The sequence below is a fragment of the Williamsoniiplasma lucivorax ATCC 49196 genome, from assembly GCF_000518285.1.
GTDB classification, from domain to species: domain Bacteria; phylum Bacillota_I; class Bacilli_A; order Mycoplasmatales; family Mycoplasmataceae; genus Williamsoniiplasma; species Williamsoniiplasma lucivorax.
On record NZ_JADH01000002.1, the window covers coordinates 14,357 to 32,907 of the forward strand.

At 29.9% G+C, this 18,551-nt stretch carries 21 protein-coding genes and 1 other RNA gene; 20 read left to right on the top strand and 2 right to left on the bottom strand.

Going from position 1 to position 18,551, the window contains the following annotated elements:
* Positions 1-3: 3 nt before the first annotated feature.
* The 8 genes from P695_RS0100840 (at position 4) to P695_RS05810 (ending at position 7,586) form a co-directional block, all read left to right on the top strand.
* Positions 4-1,149: an AEC family transporter gene (locus P695_RS0100840; protein ID WP_028126432.1), complete on the top strand. Its 1,146-nt coding sequence runs from the start codon at positions 4-6 to the stop codon at positions 1,147-1,149.
* Between the two features lie 28 nt (positions 1,150-1,177).
* Positions 1,178-2,173, top strand: coding sequence for a dihydroxyacetone kinase subunit DhaK (locus tag P695_RS0100845; protein WP_028126433.1), 996 nt, complete (start codon positions 1,178-1,180; stop codon positions 2,171-2,173).
* 159 nt (positions 2,174-2,332) lie between these two features.
* Entirely contained in the window at positions 2,333-3,328 is a 996-nt protein-coding gene (dhaK, locus tag P695_RS0100850) for a dihydroxyacetone kinase subunit DhaK (protein WP_028126434.1), read from the top strand.
* A 2-nt stretch (positions 3,329-3,330) separates the two neighbouring features.
* Complete coding sequence (dhaL, locus tag P695_RS0100855; RefSeq protein WP_028126435.1) at positions 3,331-3,927, top strand: dihydroxyacetone kinase subunit DhaL; 597 nt, start codon at positions 3,331-3,333, stop codon at positions 3,925-3,927.
* Positions 3,927-4,325 carry a PTS-dependent dihydroxyacetone kinase phosphotransferase subunit DhaM gene (locus tag P695_RS0100860; RefSeq protein ID WP_028126436.1) on the top strand — a complete coding sequence of 133 codons (399 nt, stop codon included), beginning with the start codon at positions 3,927-3,929 and terminating at the stop codon, positions 4,323-4,325. Before dhaL ends, P695_RS0100860 begins: the two co-directional genes overlap by 1 nt.
* 158 nt (positions 4,326-4,483) lie before the next feature.
* Positions 4,484-5,194: a YebC/PmpR family DNA-binding transcriptional regulator gene (locus P695_RS0100865; RefSeq protein ID WP_028126437.1), complete on the top strand. Its 711-nt coding sequence runs from the start codon at positions 4,484-4,486 to the stop codon at positions 5,192-5,194.
* A 38-nt stretch (positions 5,195-5,232) separates the two neighbouring features.
* Positions 5,233-6,012: a hypothetical protein gene (locus P695_RS0100870; RefSeq protein ID WP_028126438.1), complete on the top strand. Its 780-nt coding sequence runs from the start codon at positions 5,233-5,235 to the stop codon at positions 6,010-6,012.
* A 131-nt stretch (positions 6,013-6,143) separates the two neighbouring features.
* The gene (locus P695_RS05810; RefSeq protein WP_051437275.1) at positions 6,144-7,586 is read left to right on the top strand and encodes a BspA family leucine-rich repeat surface protein; all 1,443 of its coding nucleotides are present in this window, start codon (positions 6,144-6,146) and stop codon (positions 7,584-7,586) included.
* 77 nt (positions 7,587-7,663) lie between these two features.
* Here P695_RS05810 and P695_RS0100880 read toward each other — a convergent pair whose 3' ends face one another.
* Positions 7,664-8,224 carry an inorganic diphosphatase gene (locus tag P695_RS0100880; RefSeq protein WP_028126439.1) on the bottom strand — a complete coding sequence of 187 codons (561 nt, stop codon included), beginning with the start codon at positions 8,222-8,224 and terminating at the stop codon, positions 7,664-7,666.
* An 83-nt stretch (positions 8,225-8,307) separates the two neighbouring features.
* On the opposite strand from P695_RS0100880, the gene P695_RS0100885 reads away from it, so the two are divergent.
* From P695_RS0100885 to P695_RS0100915, 7 genes are read left to right on the top strand one after another with little or no spacing between them, the layout of a single operon-like run.
* On the top strand, positions 8,308-8,991 hold the full coding sequence (locus P695_RS0100885) for an ECF transporter S component (RefSeq protein WP_028126440.1): 684 nt from the start codon (positions 8,308-8,310) through the stop codon (positions 8,989-8,991).
* Between the two features lie 56 nt (positions 8,992-9,047).
* On the top strand, positions 9,048-9,866 hold the full coding sequence (locus P695_RS0100890; RefSeq protein ID WP_028126441.1) for an ECF transporter S component: 819 nt from the start codon (positions 9,048-9,050) through the stop codon (positions 9,864-9,866).
* A gap of 54 nt (positions 9,867-9,920) precedes the next feature.
* On the top strand, positions 9,921-10,622 hold the full coding sequence (locus P695_RS0100895; RefSeq protein WP_028126442.1) for a hypothetical protein: 702 nt from the start codon (positions 9,921-9,923) through the stop codon (positions 10,620-10,622).
* Positions 10,623-10,632: 10 nt separating this feature from the next.
* A complete protein-coding gene (gene cmk, locus P695_RS0100900) occupies positions 10,633-11,307 on the top strand; it encodes a (d)CMP kinase (RefSeq protein WP_028126443.1) in 675 nt (224 codons plus the stop codon).
* Positions 11,300-12,610, top strand: coding sequence for a ribosome biogenesis GTPase Der (gene der, locus P695_RS0100905; protein WP_028126444.1), 1,311 nt, complete (start codon positions 11,300-11,302; stop codon positions 12,608-12,610). Before cmk ends, der begins: the two co-directional genes overlap by 8 nt.
* Positions 12,610-13,620, top strand: a complete 1,011-nt coding sequence (locus tag P695_RS0100910) for an NAD(P)H-dependent glycerol-3-phosphate dehydrogenase (RefSeq protein WP_035026095.1) — start codon at positions 12,610-12,612, stop codon at positions 13,618-13,620. The genes der and P695_RS0100910 overlap by 1 nt, the downstream gene beginning before the upstream one ends.
* Positions 13,613-13,885: an HU family DNA-binding protein gene (locus P695_RS0100915; RefSeq protein WP_028126446.1), complete on the top strand. Its 273-nt coding sequence runs from the start codon at positions 13,613-13,615 to the stop codon at positions 13,883-13,885. Before P695_RS0100910 ends, P695_RS0100915 begins: the two co-directional genes overlap by 8 nt.
* A gap of 39 nt (positions 13,886-13,924) precedes the next feature.
* Here P695_RS0100915 and P695_RS0100920 read toward each other — a convergent pair whose 3' ends face one another.
* Positions 13,925-14,416 (bottom strand): Holliday junction resolvase RecU, encoded by a 492-nt coding sequence (locus P695_RS0100920; protein WP_028126447.1) that lies wholly within the window; start codon positions 14,414-14,416, stop codon positions 13,925-13,927.
* A gap of 50 nt (positions 14,417-14,466) precedes the next feature.
* On the opposite strand from P695_RS0100920, the gene P695_RS0100925 reads away from it, so the two are divergent.
* The 5 genes from P695_RS0100925 to recA all read left to right on the top strand — a co-directional run bounded on the left by P695_RS0100925 (position 14,467) and on the right by recA (position 17,951).
* A complete protein-coding gene (locus P695_RS0100925) occupies positions 14,467-14,823 on the top strand; it encodes a DivIVA domain-containing protein (protein WP_028126448.1) in 357 nt (118 codons plus the stop codon).
* Between the two features lie 108 nt (positions 14,824-14,931).
* Positions 14,932-15,567 carry a type II toxin-antitoxin system death-on-curing family toxin gene (locus P695_RS05815; protein WP_051437277.1) on the top strand — a complete coding sequence of 212 codons (636 nt, stop codon included), beginning with the start codon at positions 14,932-14,934 and terminating at the stop codon, positions 15,565-15,567.
* Between the two features lie 473 nt (positions 15,568-16,040).
* Positions 16,041-16,372: RNase P RNA component class B (gene rnpB / locus P695_RS05975), an RNA gene on the top strand.
* A gap of 27 nt (positions 16,373-16,399) precedes the next feature.
* Positions 16,400-16,879 (top strand): CinA family protein, encoded by a 480-nt coding sequence (locus P695_RS0100945; RefSeq protein ID WP_035026097.1) that lies wholly within the window; start codon positions 16,400-16,402, stop codon positions 16,877-16,879.
* Positions 16,880-16,901: 22 nt separating this feature from the next.
* A complete protein-coding gene (gene recA / locus P695_RS0100950) occupies positions 16,902-17,951 on the top strand; it encodes a recombinase RecA (RefSeq protein WP_211227784.1) in 1,050 nt (349 codons plus the stop codon).
* Positions 17,952-18,551 lie beyond the last annotated feature (600 nt).

The window sequence follows — 18,551 nt, forward strand, 5'->3', positions numbered from 1 at the left end:
ATTATGACATTTGATAAATTAATCGATGCGACATTTAAAAACTTCGCATTTTGATCAGTCTTAATTGCCGCCTTACTCATCATTGGTATTGGATATTTTATTGAAAAGAAAAAAATTATTCCTAGTGGCTGAGAAAAAGTTCTAAGTAGATTAGACTTGGTTATTGCTATTCCAGCATTAGCTTTAAATAGTTTTTTTGTTGATAAAGAAGGGCGTGATATTGGAGAAATTCTAATTATCATTCTTGCTGGATTTGTGTTTTACTTACCGATGACTTTTTTAGCAAAATATTTTTTCTTAAAATCTAATATGTCACGACAATTGAGTTTAAGTATGGTAGTGGTTCTACCAGCTGGTTTATTCTTTGGGTTTCCAATTTTAAATGCAGCATTTCCAGGGCCTAAAGACGAAGCGACTATTAAAATCATTACTGGTGTATTTCAAATTTCGTTTTGGATTTTCTTAGCAACAGCTGCTCAACACGTTTTCACCAAACCAATTGTGGAAAAAACCGATGATTTAGCGGTTGCAGAAAAAAGAAAATATAAATTAACTTGAAATTGGAAAGGTATTAAACCTTATATTTCCAATCCTGTTTTAGGAGCATCATTAATTGGTTTCATTTTATGAGTTATGCAGTTTATTCCCGGAATTGCTTTTGTTCCTAGTTTAACCGATCCTAATAAACTGGTTTCAATCACTAGATTTGATCAATATATTCCTGGATTTGGTAAAGTTTTATCACTAGTTTCTACACTAGCAGCACCACTTGCTTGATTGGCAATTGGGGTAACTGTTGGTAAAGTGGCTTGAAAAGTTGCTTTAAAACAAAAAATTGTTTGATATGTAGTTGCATTAAAAAACTTTATTGTACCATTCATCTTTTTCTTAATTATGGCCTTTTTTGCTTGAATTGGAAAAGTTAGTGGTGGCTACCCAATTTCATTAATGGCCTATATGGCCGTGATGTCAATTGTTGCATCTCCAACAGCTACTGCGCTGATTAGTTATGCAATTTTGAATAAACGAGAACCTGAGTTGGTTTCACAAAGTATTTCATTTTCAATAATGCTTTCATTTATTAGTTTGCCAATTTGAATGGTATTTGGAACAATGTTAGCAATTCAAATGAATGTTTTTGTCGGGTAACCACTTTAAAAATAAATAAGGAGAAAAAATGAAAAAATTTATTAACAAAATTGAAGATATTGTAACCGAAATGATCGAAGGACAAGTGTTAGCTAGTCCTGAAATTTTGCAACATATTCCCAATACAAAAGTTATTGCTCGTAAAAATATTAACAAAAATAAAGTAGCAATTATTTCTGGAGGAGGTTCAGGACATGAACCTAGTCATGGCGGATTTGTTGGTGTTGGAATGTTAGATGCTGCTGTTTTTGGTGAAGTCTTTACTTCACCAGGACCAGATCGTATTTTAGATGCTATTCAAAATGTTGTGGGAGAACCTGGTGGTTTGTTACTTGTAAAAAACTATACTGGCGATGCAATGAATTTTGGTATGGCTTTAGATTTAGGAAAAAACCTTGGATTCAATTTGGAAAAAGTGATGATTACTGATGATATTGCTTTAGAAGGTGCAAATCTATCGACTGGTAAACGTGGTATTATTGGTACATTATTTGTGCAAAAAATTGCCGGGGCAGCTGCTGAGGCTGGTTTGAATTTACTAGAAATCAAACGTATTGCTCAAAAAGCGGTTGATCATACTGCATCGTTTGGTATTAGTTTAAGCGGTTCAATTGTTCCTGCTAATGGTAAACCCGGTTTCATTGTTCCAGAAGGAGAAATGGAAGTTGGTTTAGGAAATCATGGAGAACCAGGATTAAGACGTGAACAACAAAAATCTGCAGATGAATGTGCTGAAATGATTATGAAGAATATTGAACAATATTTAAAACTTCAAAAAGGGGATGAGGTTGCCTTAATTGTCAATGGATTGGGTGGCACTCCAATGATGGAATTAAATATTCTTGCTCGCCAAGCAATAAAAATTTTACAAGCAAAAAATATTAAAATTCACAAAACATTTGTTGGTAGTTTTATTACAGCAATTGATATGAAAGGGTTTTCATTTTCAGTTATTAAATTAGATGCTGAGTTAAAAAAATTCTTAAATGCACCAGTTGTCACTAGCTCAATGGTTGGAAATTAATTTCAAAACTTCACATAAAGATGTTTTAAAAGTATTCATTTTCAAATAATTCTTTGTTTTAAAACTTTTTATTAGGTTTTAAAACAAGTTGAAAAATTGGAATGAATATTTTTATAAGATAAAATTATTTTGACTAATGAGTCTAAAAAAGAGGATAAAATGAAAAAATTTATTAACAAAATTGATGACATTGTCATTGAAATGATCGAAGGATTAGTTCTAGCAAATCCAAATATCTTAAAACACACCCCAAATTCTAAATTTGTTACTCGTAAAGAAATTAACAAAGAAAAAGTTGCTTTGATTTCTGGAGGGGGTTCTGGACACGAACCTGCTCATGCTGGTTTTGTTGGCACAGGAATGCTTGATGCTGCTATTTTTGGCGAAATTTTTACTTCACCAGGACCAGATCTTATTTTGGAGACTATTCAAAATGTTGTTGGAAAAGCTGGTGGTTTACTAATTGTTAAAAATTATACTGGAGATGTAATGAATTTTGCAATTGCTGCAGAGATGGCAAAAGATTTGGGTTACAACATTGAAACCGTGATTGTGAATGATGACATTGCTTTAGAAGGTTCGAATTCATCAACTGGTAAGCGTGGAATTATTGGAACTATTTTTGTTCATAAAATTGCCGGAGCTGCTGCTGAGGCTGGTATGAATTTACAAGAAGTAAAAGAGATTGCTCAAACAGCTATTAACAACATTGCTTCATTTGGAATTAGTTTAAGTGGATGTGTTGTACCTGCTAATGGTCAACCAGGATTTATCATTCCTAATGGAGAAATGGAAGTTGGCTTAGGAATCCATGGTGAACCTGGTTTATATCGTGAAAAACAACTTTCTGCAGATGAATCTGCAGAAATGGTGATCAATAAAATCAAAAAAAGTTTAAAACTTAAAGCTGGTGATGAAGTGGCTTTGATTGTTAATGGTCTTGGTGCAACACCAATGATGGAATTAAATATTCTGGCTCGTCAAGCAATTAAAAATTTACAAGCAAGTGAAATTAAAATTAGTAAAACTTTGGTTGGTAATTTTATGACTGCCATTGATATGGTTGGTTTTTCATTTTCAGTGATTAAGTTAGACGATAAGTTAAAAAAATTTTTAAATGCACCAGTTATAACGTGTGCGATGGTTGGAGTGTAAAAATGAATTATATAAATGTTATTAAAGAAATATTCTTTAAGTTAAACGAAAACAAAGTTTTACTAAATAGTCTTGATCAAGCGATTGGAGACGGGGATCATGGCACAAACATGGTGCGAGGTTTTCAAGCAGTAGTTGATGATGCAGAGATCTTAAAAGATTTAGAACCAAAAATTTTCTTTCAAAAAGTTGCATTAATTTTAATGTCTAAAATTGGGGGTACTTCAGGTCCTTTGGTTGGAACTTTTTTCATTGCATTATCTAAAAATTGAACAGGTGTAACACAAACCGAAATTGCTAATGCTTTTAGCCAGGGTGCTAAAAGTTTGCAACAATTTGGTAAAGCTGAATTAGGTGAAAAAACAATGGTCGATGCTTTGAATCCGGCTATTGATGCGTTAAATCAAAATATAAACTTACCAATCCAAGATTTTTTTAAACAAGGATATTTAGCAGCTGAAAATGGAATGTTAAAAACTAAAGACATGCTCGCTAAAAAAGGAAGAGCATCATATCTTGGCGAAAGATCTATTGGCCATATTGATCCAGGTGCAATGTCTATTAAGTTAATTTTTGAAGCACTTGCTGAGGTTGCTTAATGGTTGATATTTTAGTAGTGTCTCATTCTGAGAATTTAGCAAAAGCTGCAATTGAGTTCTTGAGCGAAATGAAATATGAAAATTTTCAATTAGATTATTGTGCAGGCATAATTGATGGTGATCAAAAAGCATTTGGTTCTGACCCAATGCTAATCGCTGCAAAAATTGAAAAAATTTATACTAAAAATGATATTTTAATCATTTGTGATATTGGTTCTTCATATATGAATAGTGAAATGGCATTATCATTTTTGATCAATGAAATTTCCCCACATGTTTTAATTCATCATGGACCTTTTTTTGAAAGTTTATTGATTGGGATTGTAAGTAATGATGAAAAAATGACAGCTCAACAACTAAGTGAAAAAATCAGTTTTGATTTAAAAGAAACCAATTAATTCCATAAATAATGAAATATAAACCAAATTAATTAAAAAAATTTAATTAATTTGGTTTTTCAATGTTGACCTTTCATATCAAATGGATTTTAAAAAACAAAAAGGAGTTTTTCTTATATAATAAATAAAGATTAAAGATTAATTAAAGGAGAATAAATATGGGAAGAGCGCATGAGGTTCGTGCCGCCTCAATGGCTAAAACTGCTGCAAAAAAAGCAGCAGCAAATGGAAGAGCTGCTAAAGAAATTTATATGGCAGCAAAAGCTGGAGGTGGAGATCCAACTGCTAATCTAGCGTTACGTTCATTAATTGATAAAGCAAAACAAAATCAAATACCAAGTGAAGTTATTCAAAGAGCGATTAAACGTGCTCAAGGCGGGGATGCTGAGAACTATGTTGCTAATCGTTATGAAGCATTAGGACCTGGGGGATGTGCTTTGATTATTGATGCCTTAACTTCAAATGTCAATCGAGCAGCAGCCAACATTCGTGAAGTATTAAATAAAAATCATGGGAATCCAGAAGGCAAAGTTGCTTTTGGTTTTAAAGATAGTTCAATCTTTGCTTTTGAAGGGAAAACAATTGATGATGTCCTAGAAGCATTAATGCTAGCTGAAGTGGAAGTTGATGATGTTGAAGAAGAAGATGGTGTAATTATTGTTTATGCTCCATTCAAAGAGTTTTTTAATGTAAAAAAAGCTTTAGATGCTTTTGGGGTTAAAGATTACTTAATGGCTGAAACCCAAATGATTTCAATTAATGAAAATATTAAGTTGTCTGATGAGCATCATCAACAACTAAAAATGCTTTTAGATAAACTTGATGAATTAGAAGATGTCCAAAATATTTATCATAATGTTGATTTGTAAAAACACAAAAATGTGTTTTTTTATTTTATAATTTACTTATGCAACAAGTTCAATATTTAAATTTAGTGCTTTGAATTATCGACACAACCTTTATTGCTATCCTGGGTGTCGCCTATCTTTTTTATATTCGTTTTTATAATAATTGAAATATTCCACAAATTAATAGTGCCAATGATGTGATTAGTAATGAGAGCATCAAAACAGTGATTAATACTTTTTTAAAAGAATATAAACTTGAAGATTATGAAGTAGTTTTCACTGATCACCATTCACATTTCAAACCTTTTTCCAATCTCAAAAAACATAAAAAACAAATTTTAATTAGTAAGCATCTTTTTGTTTCAGTTGGTTATGAATTAGATTATATTGTTTCTAAAATTTGATTAAGTGCTCAAGAAATCAAAAAAAATCCGCGTGCCATTTTTTATAAAATTAGTATTAAATGAATGAATTGAACTTTAATGATTATTGCGATTTTAGCTTATCTTTTACAAACTGTGATTAGCTTTTATTTAATGGTTGTGAATGATTTGACTGGGATTTCTAACTTTTTTGCGTTCTTATTAACAAGTTCAATCGGTACAATTTTATTATTAGCAACTTTCGTTTTTTTTCTTTTTAATTATTTATTATCATGAAAATTAAAAGAACAAATGGAGTTGGCATATAACAAAGACACAGTCATGATTTTTAAAAATACCCTATCCGAATATTATTTTGATTTTATTGCCGCTAGAGAAATGGCTACTAACATTCGTTCCCCACTAATTAATTTCGGTAAAAAAACAACAAAGTGATTTGGTCCCTTTGTGATCTAAAAAGTATTGGAAAAATTAATAAAAAAATGATTTTTTTTAGAACTTTTTATTAAGTAATTATATGATTTGACAAAAAAATGTAATAAATATATCATAACCAAGTTGATAAAAACATCTATTTGGGAGAAAAAATGAAAAAAATATTAAGTCTATTATTTAGCCTTGCAGTATTTAGTCCAAGTGCTTTACTTGTTGTTTCTTGTGGAAAAAATATTAATAATTCTGAGAAACAATTAATTGCTGTTTCTTCAATCGAAGGTGAATTAACAACAATTCTTACATCACAATCAGAACAATGAGATTTAAACCAATTACAAAACCAAATTGATACTCAATTTGGAGATGGTGAAATTACTGTGAGAAGAGTACCACAATCTCAAACTAAAAATTTTGATAGCCAAGAAATTAAAGATAGTTTAATTTTTAAAGGTAATGCTGATATTAGTAATAGTTATGTTTATTTTGATGAGATTTCACTTGATCATACTTACACAATTAAAGAAGATACTACTATTTATTTTGATGATGAAATGATTCAAAAATTTAATGAGATTTTAAATTCGGAAGACTACTTATATCAACCTTGAACAGTCGAAGCTTTCCAAGCTGAACTTATTAAACAAGGGATATGCGATGAAAATGTAAAAATAACTAAAACTGATTATGATTGACTTGAAGGAGATGAACAAAAAGAAGCGACATTTACAATTCAAGGTCTTGGAAACATAGATAATCTGGATGTATATGGTGGTTCAGTTTCAATAAAACATAAGTATACTCACAAAATTTTAATAGATATTAATAAGATTGTTGAAATTGTTTCTGATGATTTTATTCATGAATATATGTTTCAATCACTTGAAACTTCAATTATTCAAACAGAGTTGAATGAAAATCACGGAGAAAACCAAATAATTGTTAATGAACCAGTAAGAAACTCAGAAACTATTGATGATTCTAAGATTATAATTCATACTGATACATATGAATTGAATGGGCAAGCAAAACCAACAAATTCATTACTTTATTATGGCACTAGAACTTTAACACATCACTGAATTGAAAATATTGAAGATCCTTCATTTGCAAAAACCAAAACAATTTATCAAGCAAAAGGTAAAGTAGAAATTACAGAGAGCCAAAATTTTAGTGAAATTAAGGCAGACATAATTTATAAATTGGGAATTCACCAAAAAGGTAATGATTTTGGAACTTTAATTGGTGTTAAAGCTAAAATTGTTCCTTCAACTCTACCTAAAGAAATTACTAATATCAGTCAAATGTTTCAAGGTAATCAATATCGAGAGATTAAGGGAATTGAAAACTGAGATACAAGAAATGTTAAAAATATGACTTCAGTGTTTGAAGATGCTGATTTGTTTAATGGAAATATTACCAATTGAAGTGTTTCTAAGGTAACTAGCATTTCTAAAATGTTTAAAAATGCTAAAGTCTTTAATCAAGATTTATCAAAATGAAGAATTTTTACTTCTAAAGTTGATACATCTGAGTATGATGCTGGACTATCATTTAATAGCTGAGCACAAAAAAACAGACCAAGATTCCTACCATAATTTTGGTATTTTATATTTTTGTAATAATTACTAAAAAGTTATTTAGATATTAAAAAACAGAACGTTTGTTCTGTTTTTTAACCTTGTCCTAAACCTTTGGCTTTTCATTCTTCGAGAATCAAATCTCTTTGCCCAAGTGCTAAACGGTCTTTATATTCGATGAATCTTTCTTTACATTCTTCTAATTCATGTAAAGCTTCTTGTTGGTTTCCTCAACCATTAATCAGAACTGTTTTCTTTTGTAATGCTTTATATTGAAGGAAAAAGTTTTCAATTTCATCACGTAAATGTTGGGGAACATCTTCTAATTTTTCATATGCTTTAAATCTTGGGTCATCATTAAAAACGCCAAATAATTTAGTATCAATTTCACCAGCATCAATCATTTTGATTGAACCTAAGATACGTACATTAACTTCCACTCCTGGAAGGGTTGGGTAAGTACATAGACTAATGACATCTAATGGATCTCCATCTCAGTCTAAAGTATTTTCAACCATTCCATATTCACCAGGATAAAAGTTTGCACCATATAAAACACGGTCTAATTTAATTTTCCCAGTCACACCATCAACTTCATATTTATTTGATGAACCTTTAGGAATTTCTACTATCATTGGGATAACATTTTTACTCATTTTATTTTTCCTCTTCTTTTATTTACTATTTTATATTAATTTCTTTAAAATATACATATTGGAAAGTTGATATTTAGAAATTGATGAAAAAAGATTATAAAGATTACCAAAGCCAGCAAAATGTGATTTGAGGATATAAATTAGATACAGCTGAAATTAATAAACGTAATCGCAAAATAATTATTCGTAATTATTTTGCTTTACCAGTGAAAAAGATTTCTTTAATTGCGATGATTCTTGCTTTAAATGTGGTGGTTTCGATTTTTTCTAAATTTGTTAACTTTCACTTTTGGTTCTTTGTTTTAGAAGTTTCGTTTTTTACAATTTTAATTTTTCTCTTCTTTTCGAACTTGTTTTATACAATCATTTTTATTCAAATTGCCACCTGGTTTCGTGTTTTATTTGGAGATGAATGAGTTGGACTGTTGGCAATGGATTTAATTGATTGCTTTTTCATAACACTGACAGCTACCATTTTATTTTGAGCAAAATTTGTCATGGTCAGATTACAAACTTCCAATATCTTAAGTAAAATCTTTTGGGTGCAAATTCCACTCTTAATTTTAATTATTTTGATTACTGCTGGTTTTGGAACTTTATTAAACTGATGATTTTTATTATCAGCTTATAAAGTTCCAGTCGAAACTCGAGCTGGTTATTTACCAATCATTTTTGGTTTAAATATTGCTAAATATGCGATTAATGTTTTTATTTTCATTTTGATTTATAAACCAGTTTTATTATTAATTAAAAACTATCGCCTCTAACCATTGCAAAATTTTTATTCTTATTTATAATTTTTATAAATAGAGGCTAAGTTAAAATGAAAAATAATCCAGATGAAACTAAAAAAGATTTACAATCTGAAGAATCACAAGTAGAACATTCAGAAAACAGAGATCATTATCATGACCAAAAACACTTTGATGTTAAAGGAAATGTTGACTATATTACGAGAGATGAATTTAAAATGAGAAATCATTTTAAATACTCACGTAAAAATCTCATTTTAAAAATTTCTATGACCAGTGTGTTTTTAGCATTGTCTGTTGTTGCTGCTGCTATTGATATGGGATTAGAAATCTTAGCTGTCCCAATTGGTCAGCTAAGATTACCAACACGTTTTTTTGATATGATTATTATCTTTTTATCACTACCAATTGTTGGCCCTGTTTTTGCAATGTTAATTGCTTTTGTTGAACCTTGAATTCATTTGCTAATCGATCCCCATCATCTACCATTACAAATTTTAGTTGATAGCATCACTAATCTAATTGTTGTTTTCACTACTTGATTTGTCTTCTATATTCTTTTTAAAAACTCACCAATTCATAAAGAACCAAATAAGAAAAAAGATTTACTTAAAAGAACCCCTCCATTAGTCATCATGCTCTTTGTTGCTTCAATCATTGCTACAGCTCTCTTTGTCTTTGTATTATATATTCAAGATAAAAATATGGTGGTTGATGATCACGCTCGTCATGACCATGGTCATGAAGAAGGACAAATCACTTGGGATAATTTTAATTGAACCGTTATTGGAGTTGTTTTAGGAATGAACTTCTTAAGGTTTGCAATTGCTTACACTGTCTTCTTTTTAGTTGAGATTAGAATGCGCCCAATTAACCATAGATATCGTTAAAACCATTATTTTAAAGTGGTTTTTTAGTATAATTAATAAGTTAAAGGGGAATTTATGTCAGATCAATTTATATCACGTAATGAAATTCATAAAGAAACCATTGCCTCAACGAATAAAGAAATTGAAATTTTAAAAGTTCAAACCCAAAATAATCGTTATTTAACTTCAATCACTGATTCTTTAAACACAATTGATAAAGAACATTTTTCTGCAGTTTTAGCAGAAATCAATCAAACTCTCCAATTAGTGAATTTTTATATTGAAAATGACAATTCTAAAAAAATTATTAACCCTGAGAATCAACAAATTTTAGAAGATTATTTAAATATTTTAGTTAAGTCTGAACAAGTTAATGAGAGTGATTTGAATAATTTTTTAAAAGCTAAAACAGAAGGTAAAATTTCCCAAGACGTTTTAACCTCTTTATCTTTGCAAAATCTTTTAGACCGCATGAAAATGATTACTGAAGAAAGAAGTCATCGTTTAGAAGAATGATCAAGACAAAATATTCATGATCGCACAATTGCTTCTAACCCCTTTGCTGATTCACGAACTTTAGAGAATCTAATTGAAAAAAATAAAGATGTTGAAATTGCAACTTTAGTCAAAGAAACCAAAGCACAAATGCATGATCGTGTTTCACGGTTAAATAACGAAAAAAATAAATATAAAATTAAATATAAATGGTTTTTAATTTTGGTACCAATTTTATTTATTGGGATGATTTTAGCCTTGGCTTTACCATTTATTTTTTAGAAAGGAATGTATGAGAAAATTAATTATTGCCGTTGATGGCACTGCTGGTTCTGGCAAAACCGAAACAATGCAACAAGTTGCTCAAAAAATTAATTATCATTTTATTGACACTGGATTAATGTATCGAGCTTTTACATTACTTGGTTTAAAAAGAAAGATTAATTTTAATAACCGTCAAGAAATCATTGCATTAATTCCTGATTTCAATTATGAAATCAGGAATAATCTTGTTTTTTTAAATGGTGAAAATGTTAATGACCAATTACAAACTAGTGATGTTTTAAAAGAAATTAACAAAGTAACAGTGATTGGTGAAATTAGAGCAATGATGGTTGTCAAACAACGCCAAATTAGTAATGTCCCGGGCACAATTGCCATTGGGCGTGATATCACGAGTGTGGTGTTAACGAATGCTGATTTGAAAATTTATTTAGATTGTTCTTCACAAATTAGAGCAGTCAGAAGATATGTTCAAAATCTGAAAAATAATATTTTAGACATGAGTGTCGAACAAATTGAAAAGATGATTATTGAACGTGATTTCAATGATAAAAATCGTCAAGATGGTCCTTTAACAATTGTTAAAGATGCTTGAGTGATTGACAATTCAAACTTAACTTTAGATCAAACTGTTGATTTAATTGTTGAAAGAATCAAACAAATAGAAAGAGGTCAACATGGCTAAAAAAGGAATTGTGGCGATTGTTGGTCGCCCAAATGTCGGAAAATCATCACTTTTTAATCGTGTTATTCGTGAGAAAAAATCGATTGTTGAAGATATACCTGGTGTGACTCGTGATCGGATTTATGGTGATGCGGAATGATTAACCCGTGAATTCATGGTCATTGATACTGGAGGAATTACTTTAAAAGACCAAGTATTTGCTAAAGAAGTAAAAATTCAAGCTGAAATTGCGATGCAAGAAGCTGATGTAATTGTTTTTGTTTTAAACTTTAAAGAAGGTTTAACTAATGAAGATAAAATGGTGGCCAGAATTTTATATAAAACACATAAACCAATCATTTTAGCAGTCAATAAATATGATAAAAAAGGTTCTGAAAATGATATGTTTGAATTTATGTCATTAGGATTAGGTAACCCAATTATGATTTCTTCAACACACGGAATTGGAATTGGAGATTTGCTAGATGGCATTGTTCACCAATTACCTAAATATGAAGTACCAGCTAAAAATGACATTCCTAAAATTGCAATTATTGGTAAACCGAATGTCGGAAAATCATCATTAATTAATTCTTTAGTGGGTGAAGAACGGATGATTGTTTCTGATATTGCAGGTACCACTCTTGATTCGGTGGATACACCAATCCAATATAATAATAAAAAATATGTTTTGATTGACACTGCTGGAATTCGAAAAAAAGGTAAAATTTATGAAGGGATAGAAAAATATAGTTTTTTAAGAAGTCTTGGTTCAATTAATCATGCTGATGTTGTTGTTTTAATGGTTGATGGCACCCAAACGATTACTGACCAAGACACCAATATTGGTGGTTTAGCATTTGAAGAACGCAAACCAATCATTATTGTGGTAAATAAATGAGATTTAGTGCAAAACAAAGAAAAAGCGATTTTACAAAAAGAAGAAGAAATCAGAAGTTATTTTAAATATTTACAATATGCTAAAATTCTCTTTATTTCTGCTCATGATAAAACGAGAATTGGAAAAATTTATGAAGCTGTTGATAGTATTAATGAAGCTTTAAAGAAAAAAATCAAAACATCAGTTTTTAATGAAATTTTAAACCGTGCGCAACTCTTGAACCCAGCCCCAGATCATAACGGGGGAAGATTAAAAATTTATTATGGATCACAAGTTGAAGCATATTTACCAACGTTTGTGATGTTTGTTAATAATCCTAGTTATGTCCACTTCTCATATAAACGCTTTTTAGAAAACCAAATTCGTTTACAATTTGGTTTTGAAGGTGTACCAATTACTTTACTATTTAGGGAGAGAAAATAATGAAAAAACAAATTACAATTATTGGAACAGGTGCTTATGGAACTTGTTTAGCTAATGTTTTAGCCGACAACGGGCATGATGTTGTGATGTATGGAATTATGGAACAACAAGTTGATGATATTCAAATTCGTCACCAAAATGCAACGTTTTTTGGTGATTTAAAAATTAACAAAAATATTAAAGCAACCACTGATTTATCAGCAGCTTTAGCCAAGACAGAAATTTTAATTTTAGGAGTGCCAACAAAAGCTTTAAAACCTGTGATTCAACAAATTATTGCTTTGTTGAATCACAAAGTGATTGTGGTGAATACTGCTAAAGGATTAGAAGAAGAAAGTTTGGGCTTATTGTCAACTCTTGTGAAAAAAGAATTTGCCCAATCTAATTTATTAGAAACTTATGCTGCGATTTATGGACCATCAATTGCTAGTGAAGTTGCCAATCGTAAACCAACTGGCGTGATGATGGTGAGTGATGATTTAAAAGTTAGTCGCGAGTTAGCAAAAATCTTCAGAAATGAATATTTTGCTGTTGAACCTTGAGATGATCTTGCCGGTTGTGAAATTGCTGCAGCTTTAAAAAATTCCATTGCTATTGGAGCTGGAATTTTAGATGGTATGGAAATTGGTGATAATGCTCGTGCATCACTAATTACAGTGGGTGTGCAAGAAATGTATGCAATTGCCAAAACATTTAATGCCAAAATTGAAAGTTTCTTAAATTTTGCTGGATTAGGGGATTTAATTCTAACTGCCACCTCACCAAAATCTCGTAATTATTCATTAGGAAAGCTAATTGCTGTGGAAAATAATCCAAAACAAACACTAGAAAATCATAAATTAACAGTTGAGGGTGTAAATGCTACGAAAATTGCTTATAATATGTGTATTGAGTTGAATATTAGTTCAGAAATTTTTAAAAATTTATATGAAATTCTATTTAATTACAAACGACCAATTATTTTGGTCAACAATTTTTTAAGAACAAAAGAGGAGAAAACAAATGACTAAAAAAGAATTAGTTGAAGCAGTGATTAACGCTGAAAATTTATCAAAAGCACAAAGTGAGAGAATTATCACATTGATGTTTGAAGAAATTGCTAAAGGATTAAAAAATGGAGAAGAAGTTGCGATTGCTAACTTTGGAAAATTCTCAGTTTCTAAACGTGAAGCACGTCAAGGAATCAACCCATTAACAAAAGAAAAAATTACCATTGCAGCATCAAATTCAGCTAAATTTAAACAAGCTAAACAATTAAAAGAATCTTTAAATTAAGCGTCATGATAATAAAAAAGTTACCTTTGGGTAACTTTTTTATTTTTTGAGAATAGCTTTGTCTAAACAATTTAAATAGTCTAACTTTAATTGACTATTGAGATTAATTTGTTGAGCATTAATTTCAAATCACTCATGAGCGATGTGCTGTTGATTGGCTTCAACTCATTTTTTTAAGAGTAAATAATCCACATAATAAAAAGCATCGTATTTACCAAAATAAATAATCAAAAAAGTAATTCCTTGGTTTTGAATAATCTGATTCATTTTAATCAGTTGATTTGTCCGAATCATTTTTCAGTCAAAATAATCTTTATAAGTTTCTTTGGCTTCAAATTCAAAATAAAAACCTTGGTAATTACCAATATAATCACAAGCTTCATGTCTTAAAAATGAATGATCATTGGCTTTTGTCACAATTCAATTTGTTGGAATTTTAATGACTAAACACTCGTTATCATTTTTAAATTTTTCATGAGTAATATTTAAAATTGTTTCTAAAAACATTCCTTGTTGGTTTAATGGTTGCATAATCCCCCCTTATTAGATTAGAAAAATGTTAAAATATTTTTGGTGAAAATATGAAAAAAATAAAAAATTTTACAATTGAAGATCTACAAACGTATGAATTTCCAATTGAATTACAAGGTTATAAAATGGAAGATGTAAATGTTTTGTTGGATGAAATCCAACAAGATTACATTGCTTTTCAATCAGAAATTGACGAATTAGCTCAAGATTTGAGTCAAACACAAGCAGAGTTAAAACGGACTAAAGAGGAAAATGTTAATTTAAAAGAACAAAACAAAGACTTTTTAACCACGCATAATAAACAAATCAAAGAGAACTTATCGAATTCTGATATTTATGCACGGATTTCTAATTTAGAATCAGCGATGAATAAAATTTTGAACCATTTAGAAAATAATAAAAAATAACCTTTTGAAACAATCATTTCTACTGAAATGATTGTTTTCATTTTTAAAGCTAGTTATTTTTGACATAATATTTTTTATAATTAATATGACTAAGGAGCTTTTAAAAAAATGAAAACATATAAATGAATCATCGCTAATGATAAAGATATCCAATTGTTTCGAGAATGTCTGGTCAAAACACCCTATTTAGATTTTATGAATCCAAAAGATTTTGATAAATTATGAAGTAAAGACTATATACCTATTTTAATTCACAAAACAGCTAAAATAGATATCAAAATTCAACCAAAAATATATCAATTAGTTTTTAATGAAGAATTGGCTAATGGTTTAACTAAATTTTGTATTAATGCGAATAAATTTGCACCATTATTCGGTTCGCCAAATTCTAGTTATTTTGAAAAACAAAAAGGAGAGGCAAGTGCAACAATTTCTTCACTGGTGCAAAAATGAAGTTATCATCCAAATCTTTCTATTCTTGATGTTGCTGCAGAATTAATGTATGATTTAGCAACAAAACATAAGTTTGCAGATGGTAACAAGAGAACTGCTTTGATTACTACTTTGTTTTTTCTTAAAGCATGTGGTTTATATCTTTTAAAACAAAATCCTAATGATTGAGATGAATTTACTGCTGGAATAGTGGTTGATCATTCATCTGGTGTGGATGGTGAAACTTTAAAAGAGAGAATTAGAAATGCATTAAAAAATGGAATAACTATTTCTTTTAAATGAGGTGAATAGTTTAAAATTTGAATATAAATATGTTATATTAACTATATAAAAATGAAATTGGAGATAAAATGTATGAAAAAAACAAGAACATTAACATATAAAGATATGATGGACTCTCTTGAAGATGCAAAAAAAACAATTTTAAATGATCCAGGAATGGTTGATGCTCTAAAAAGATTGGCCGATAAATAATTATTGAATTTCAAAAGTATGTGATGAACATACTTTTTTATTTGAAAATAAAAATAATTTCCAAGAATGCTTGCAAAATTAGGAAATTTATTCAATACTATTATTGAGGTTAGGGTTTCCTTTCCTCAAAGTTTATTGTTCTCATATTTGAAGTATATTTATTTAATCCAAATAAATATAACTTATTGAAAAGCGACCTTCCTTAAGGAACGCAATTAATAAAAATATTTTCTCAACTCCCATCTTAAAAAGATGGGATTTTTAATAAAAAAGTATACAATTAAAAAGAGATTTTGATAGTCGACCGCTATATCTGAAAAAAGATATAGAGGAAACTCCACGCTTGCACAATCTGCGATGATTGTAGTGATTATGCTAAATGAAAAAATAAATTTAGGCATCAAATGATGACGGCAAAACTAACCTAAGGGTAACTATGGAATGGTTTGAGGTGCCACAGAGACGAGTAAAGGGAAACCTGGAAATGGAACGCGGTAAACCCCATAAGCAAGAAACTCAAATTTTGGTAGAGGAACTTAACGACAAGAATTGAATTGAAGTTAGGATCGAAAGATAGATAGATGGTCGACACAGGAAACTGGACAGAACGTGGGTTATGCAAAATCTCGTATTTTTTAATAGGTTATTTATGGAAAAATTAGGAAAACAAATTATTGAAATTTTAAAAGCACAAAATTTAAAATTAGCTAGTGTAGAATCATTTACTGGTGGCATGTTTGCCAATGAATTGACAAACATTCCAGGCGCTAGTGAAGTCTTTTATGGTGGATATGTTGCTTATTCTAATGAATTTAAAATCAAACACTTAAAGGTGAAAAAATGAATTATTAAAAAATATGGTGTTGTCAGTCAAGAAGTGGCTGAAGAAATGGTGAAACAATTAATTAAACAAACTAAAGCACATGTTGGGGTGAGTTTTACTGGTAATGCTGGGCCAACAACAAACAATCAAGAACAAGTTGGGGTTGGTTATATTTGTGTGTGATATTTAGGTTCAATGACCAGTTTTAAGGTCGTTGAACCTGAATTAAGCCGTATTGAGTTCAAAATTAACGCAATTTCTGTCGCTTTTTCAGAAATATTGCAAAAAATCCAAAAAAATTTCTAATCTAATAGTGGAGGAAGAAAAAATGGAATTAATTAAAAATCCAGGAGAAACAAAAATGACATCTAAAAATAAGAATGTTTGAGAAGACGAAAATTTAAAAGATGTCTTAAAAGAAATTGAGAAACAATTCGGACAAGGAACAATCATGAAACTTGGCGATGATAATCAAAACTTAAAAGTTGAAGCTATTTCAACGGGGAGTTTTCTGATTGACAACGCGATTGGAATTGGTGGTTTTCCAAAAGGTAGAATTATCGAAATTTATGGACCTGAATCATCAGGGAAAACAACACTTGCTTTACATGCAATTGTGGAAGCGCAAAAATTGCATGGGAATGTGGCATTTATTGACACTGAACATTCCTTAGACCCGAAGTATGCAAAAAATATCGGGGTGGATATTCACAACTTATTAGTTAGTCAACCAGACAATGGCGAACAAGCTTTAGATATTTTAGAAATGCTTGTGCGTTCAAATGCAATGAGTGTGGTTGTCTTAGATTCAGTGGCTGCTTTAACGCCAAAAGCAGAAATGGAGGGTGATATGGGTGACCAATCAATTGGTTTACAAGCAAGATTGATGTCGAAAGCTTTACGGAAGTTAAACGGGATTATTGCTAAAACCAACACAATTGTCATCTTTATTAACCAACTAAGAGAAAAAATCGGGATTACTTTTGGTAATCCAGAAGTGACAACTGGAGGAAGAGCGTTACGTTTCTATTCTTCAGTGCGTTTAGAAGTTAGAAAAGGCGAATCAATTAATGAGAATGGTGAAATTGTGGCTAACAAAGTCAAAGTCAAAGTTGTCAAAAATAAAGTTGCTCCCCCATTTAAAATGGCTGTCATTACAATTAACTACAATCAAGGAATTGATCGAATGACAGAAATCATTGAATTAGCTGTGACTTATGAGATTTTGAAAAAAGCCGGAGTTTGGTATTCATTTGGTGATCAAAAAATTGGTCAAGGTAAAAGCGCTGTTGAACAATGGCTGAAACAAAACCCAGAAACTGCTCAAGACATTGAAAATCAGATTATTTTGAAGGTCAAAACAGACAATCAAGACTAAAAATTAAAAAACTGTAAGATTTCCTCTTTCGGGGCATATAATTTCAATCAAAAAAAATGATTGAAATTATAGTAACGGAAGAGGTTTTATTATGTAGAAGTTGAATGGTAACGATAGCATTTTATATCCCAAACAAATAATTTCTAATTAGAGATTCTTTAAACTTTTTTTGTTTTCTAAGATAGTTTATAATCAGTGATCAAGGTAAACTAGAACATTGTTGTATTCAAAATGAATGTTACTGAATACTAAGTGAAAATTTAAAGATTATGGGGAAGCTTGGAGCAAAACAAATAATTAAAGAGTTAGATTTAAGTGTTTTAAAAGTTTGCACACAAATGGATTCTTAGAGTTTAAAAAAGATGATGGACTTCACATTAAAACATATAAAGAAATGAGATTTTTGAAAAAGTCACTTTTAAAAGTTGATCAGTCAGGTGTATTGAAAATTAGTTCCATTATTGTTTTGAATAATGATTTGAATTTAATTACACCAATATAGAAAAATATGAATTTGTGGGGCTCAAACCAAGGATGTTGAGAGTTGATAAATTAACTGATACTAGGCTTATGAAAAATTTTTGCAGTATATTAAAATAA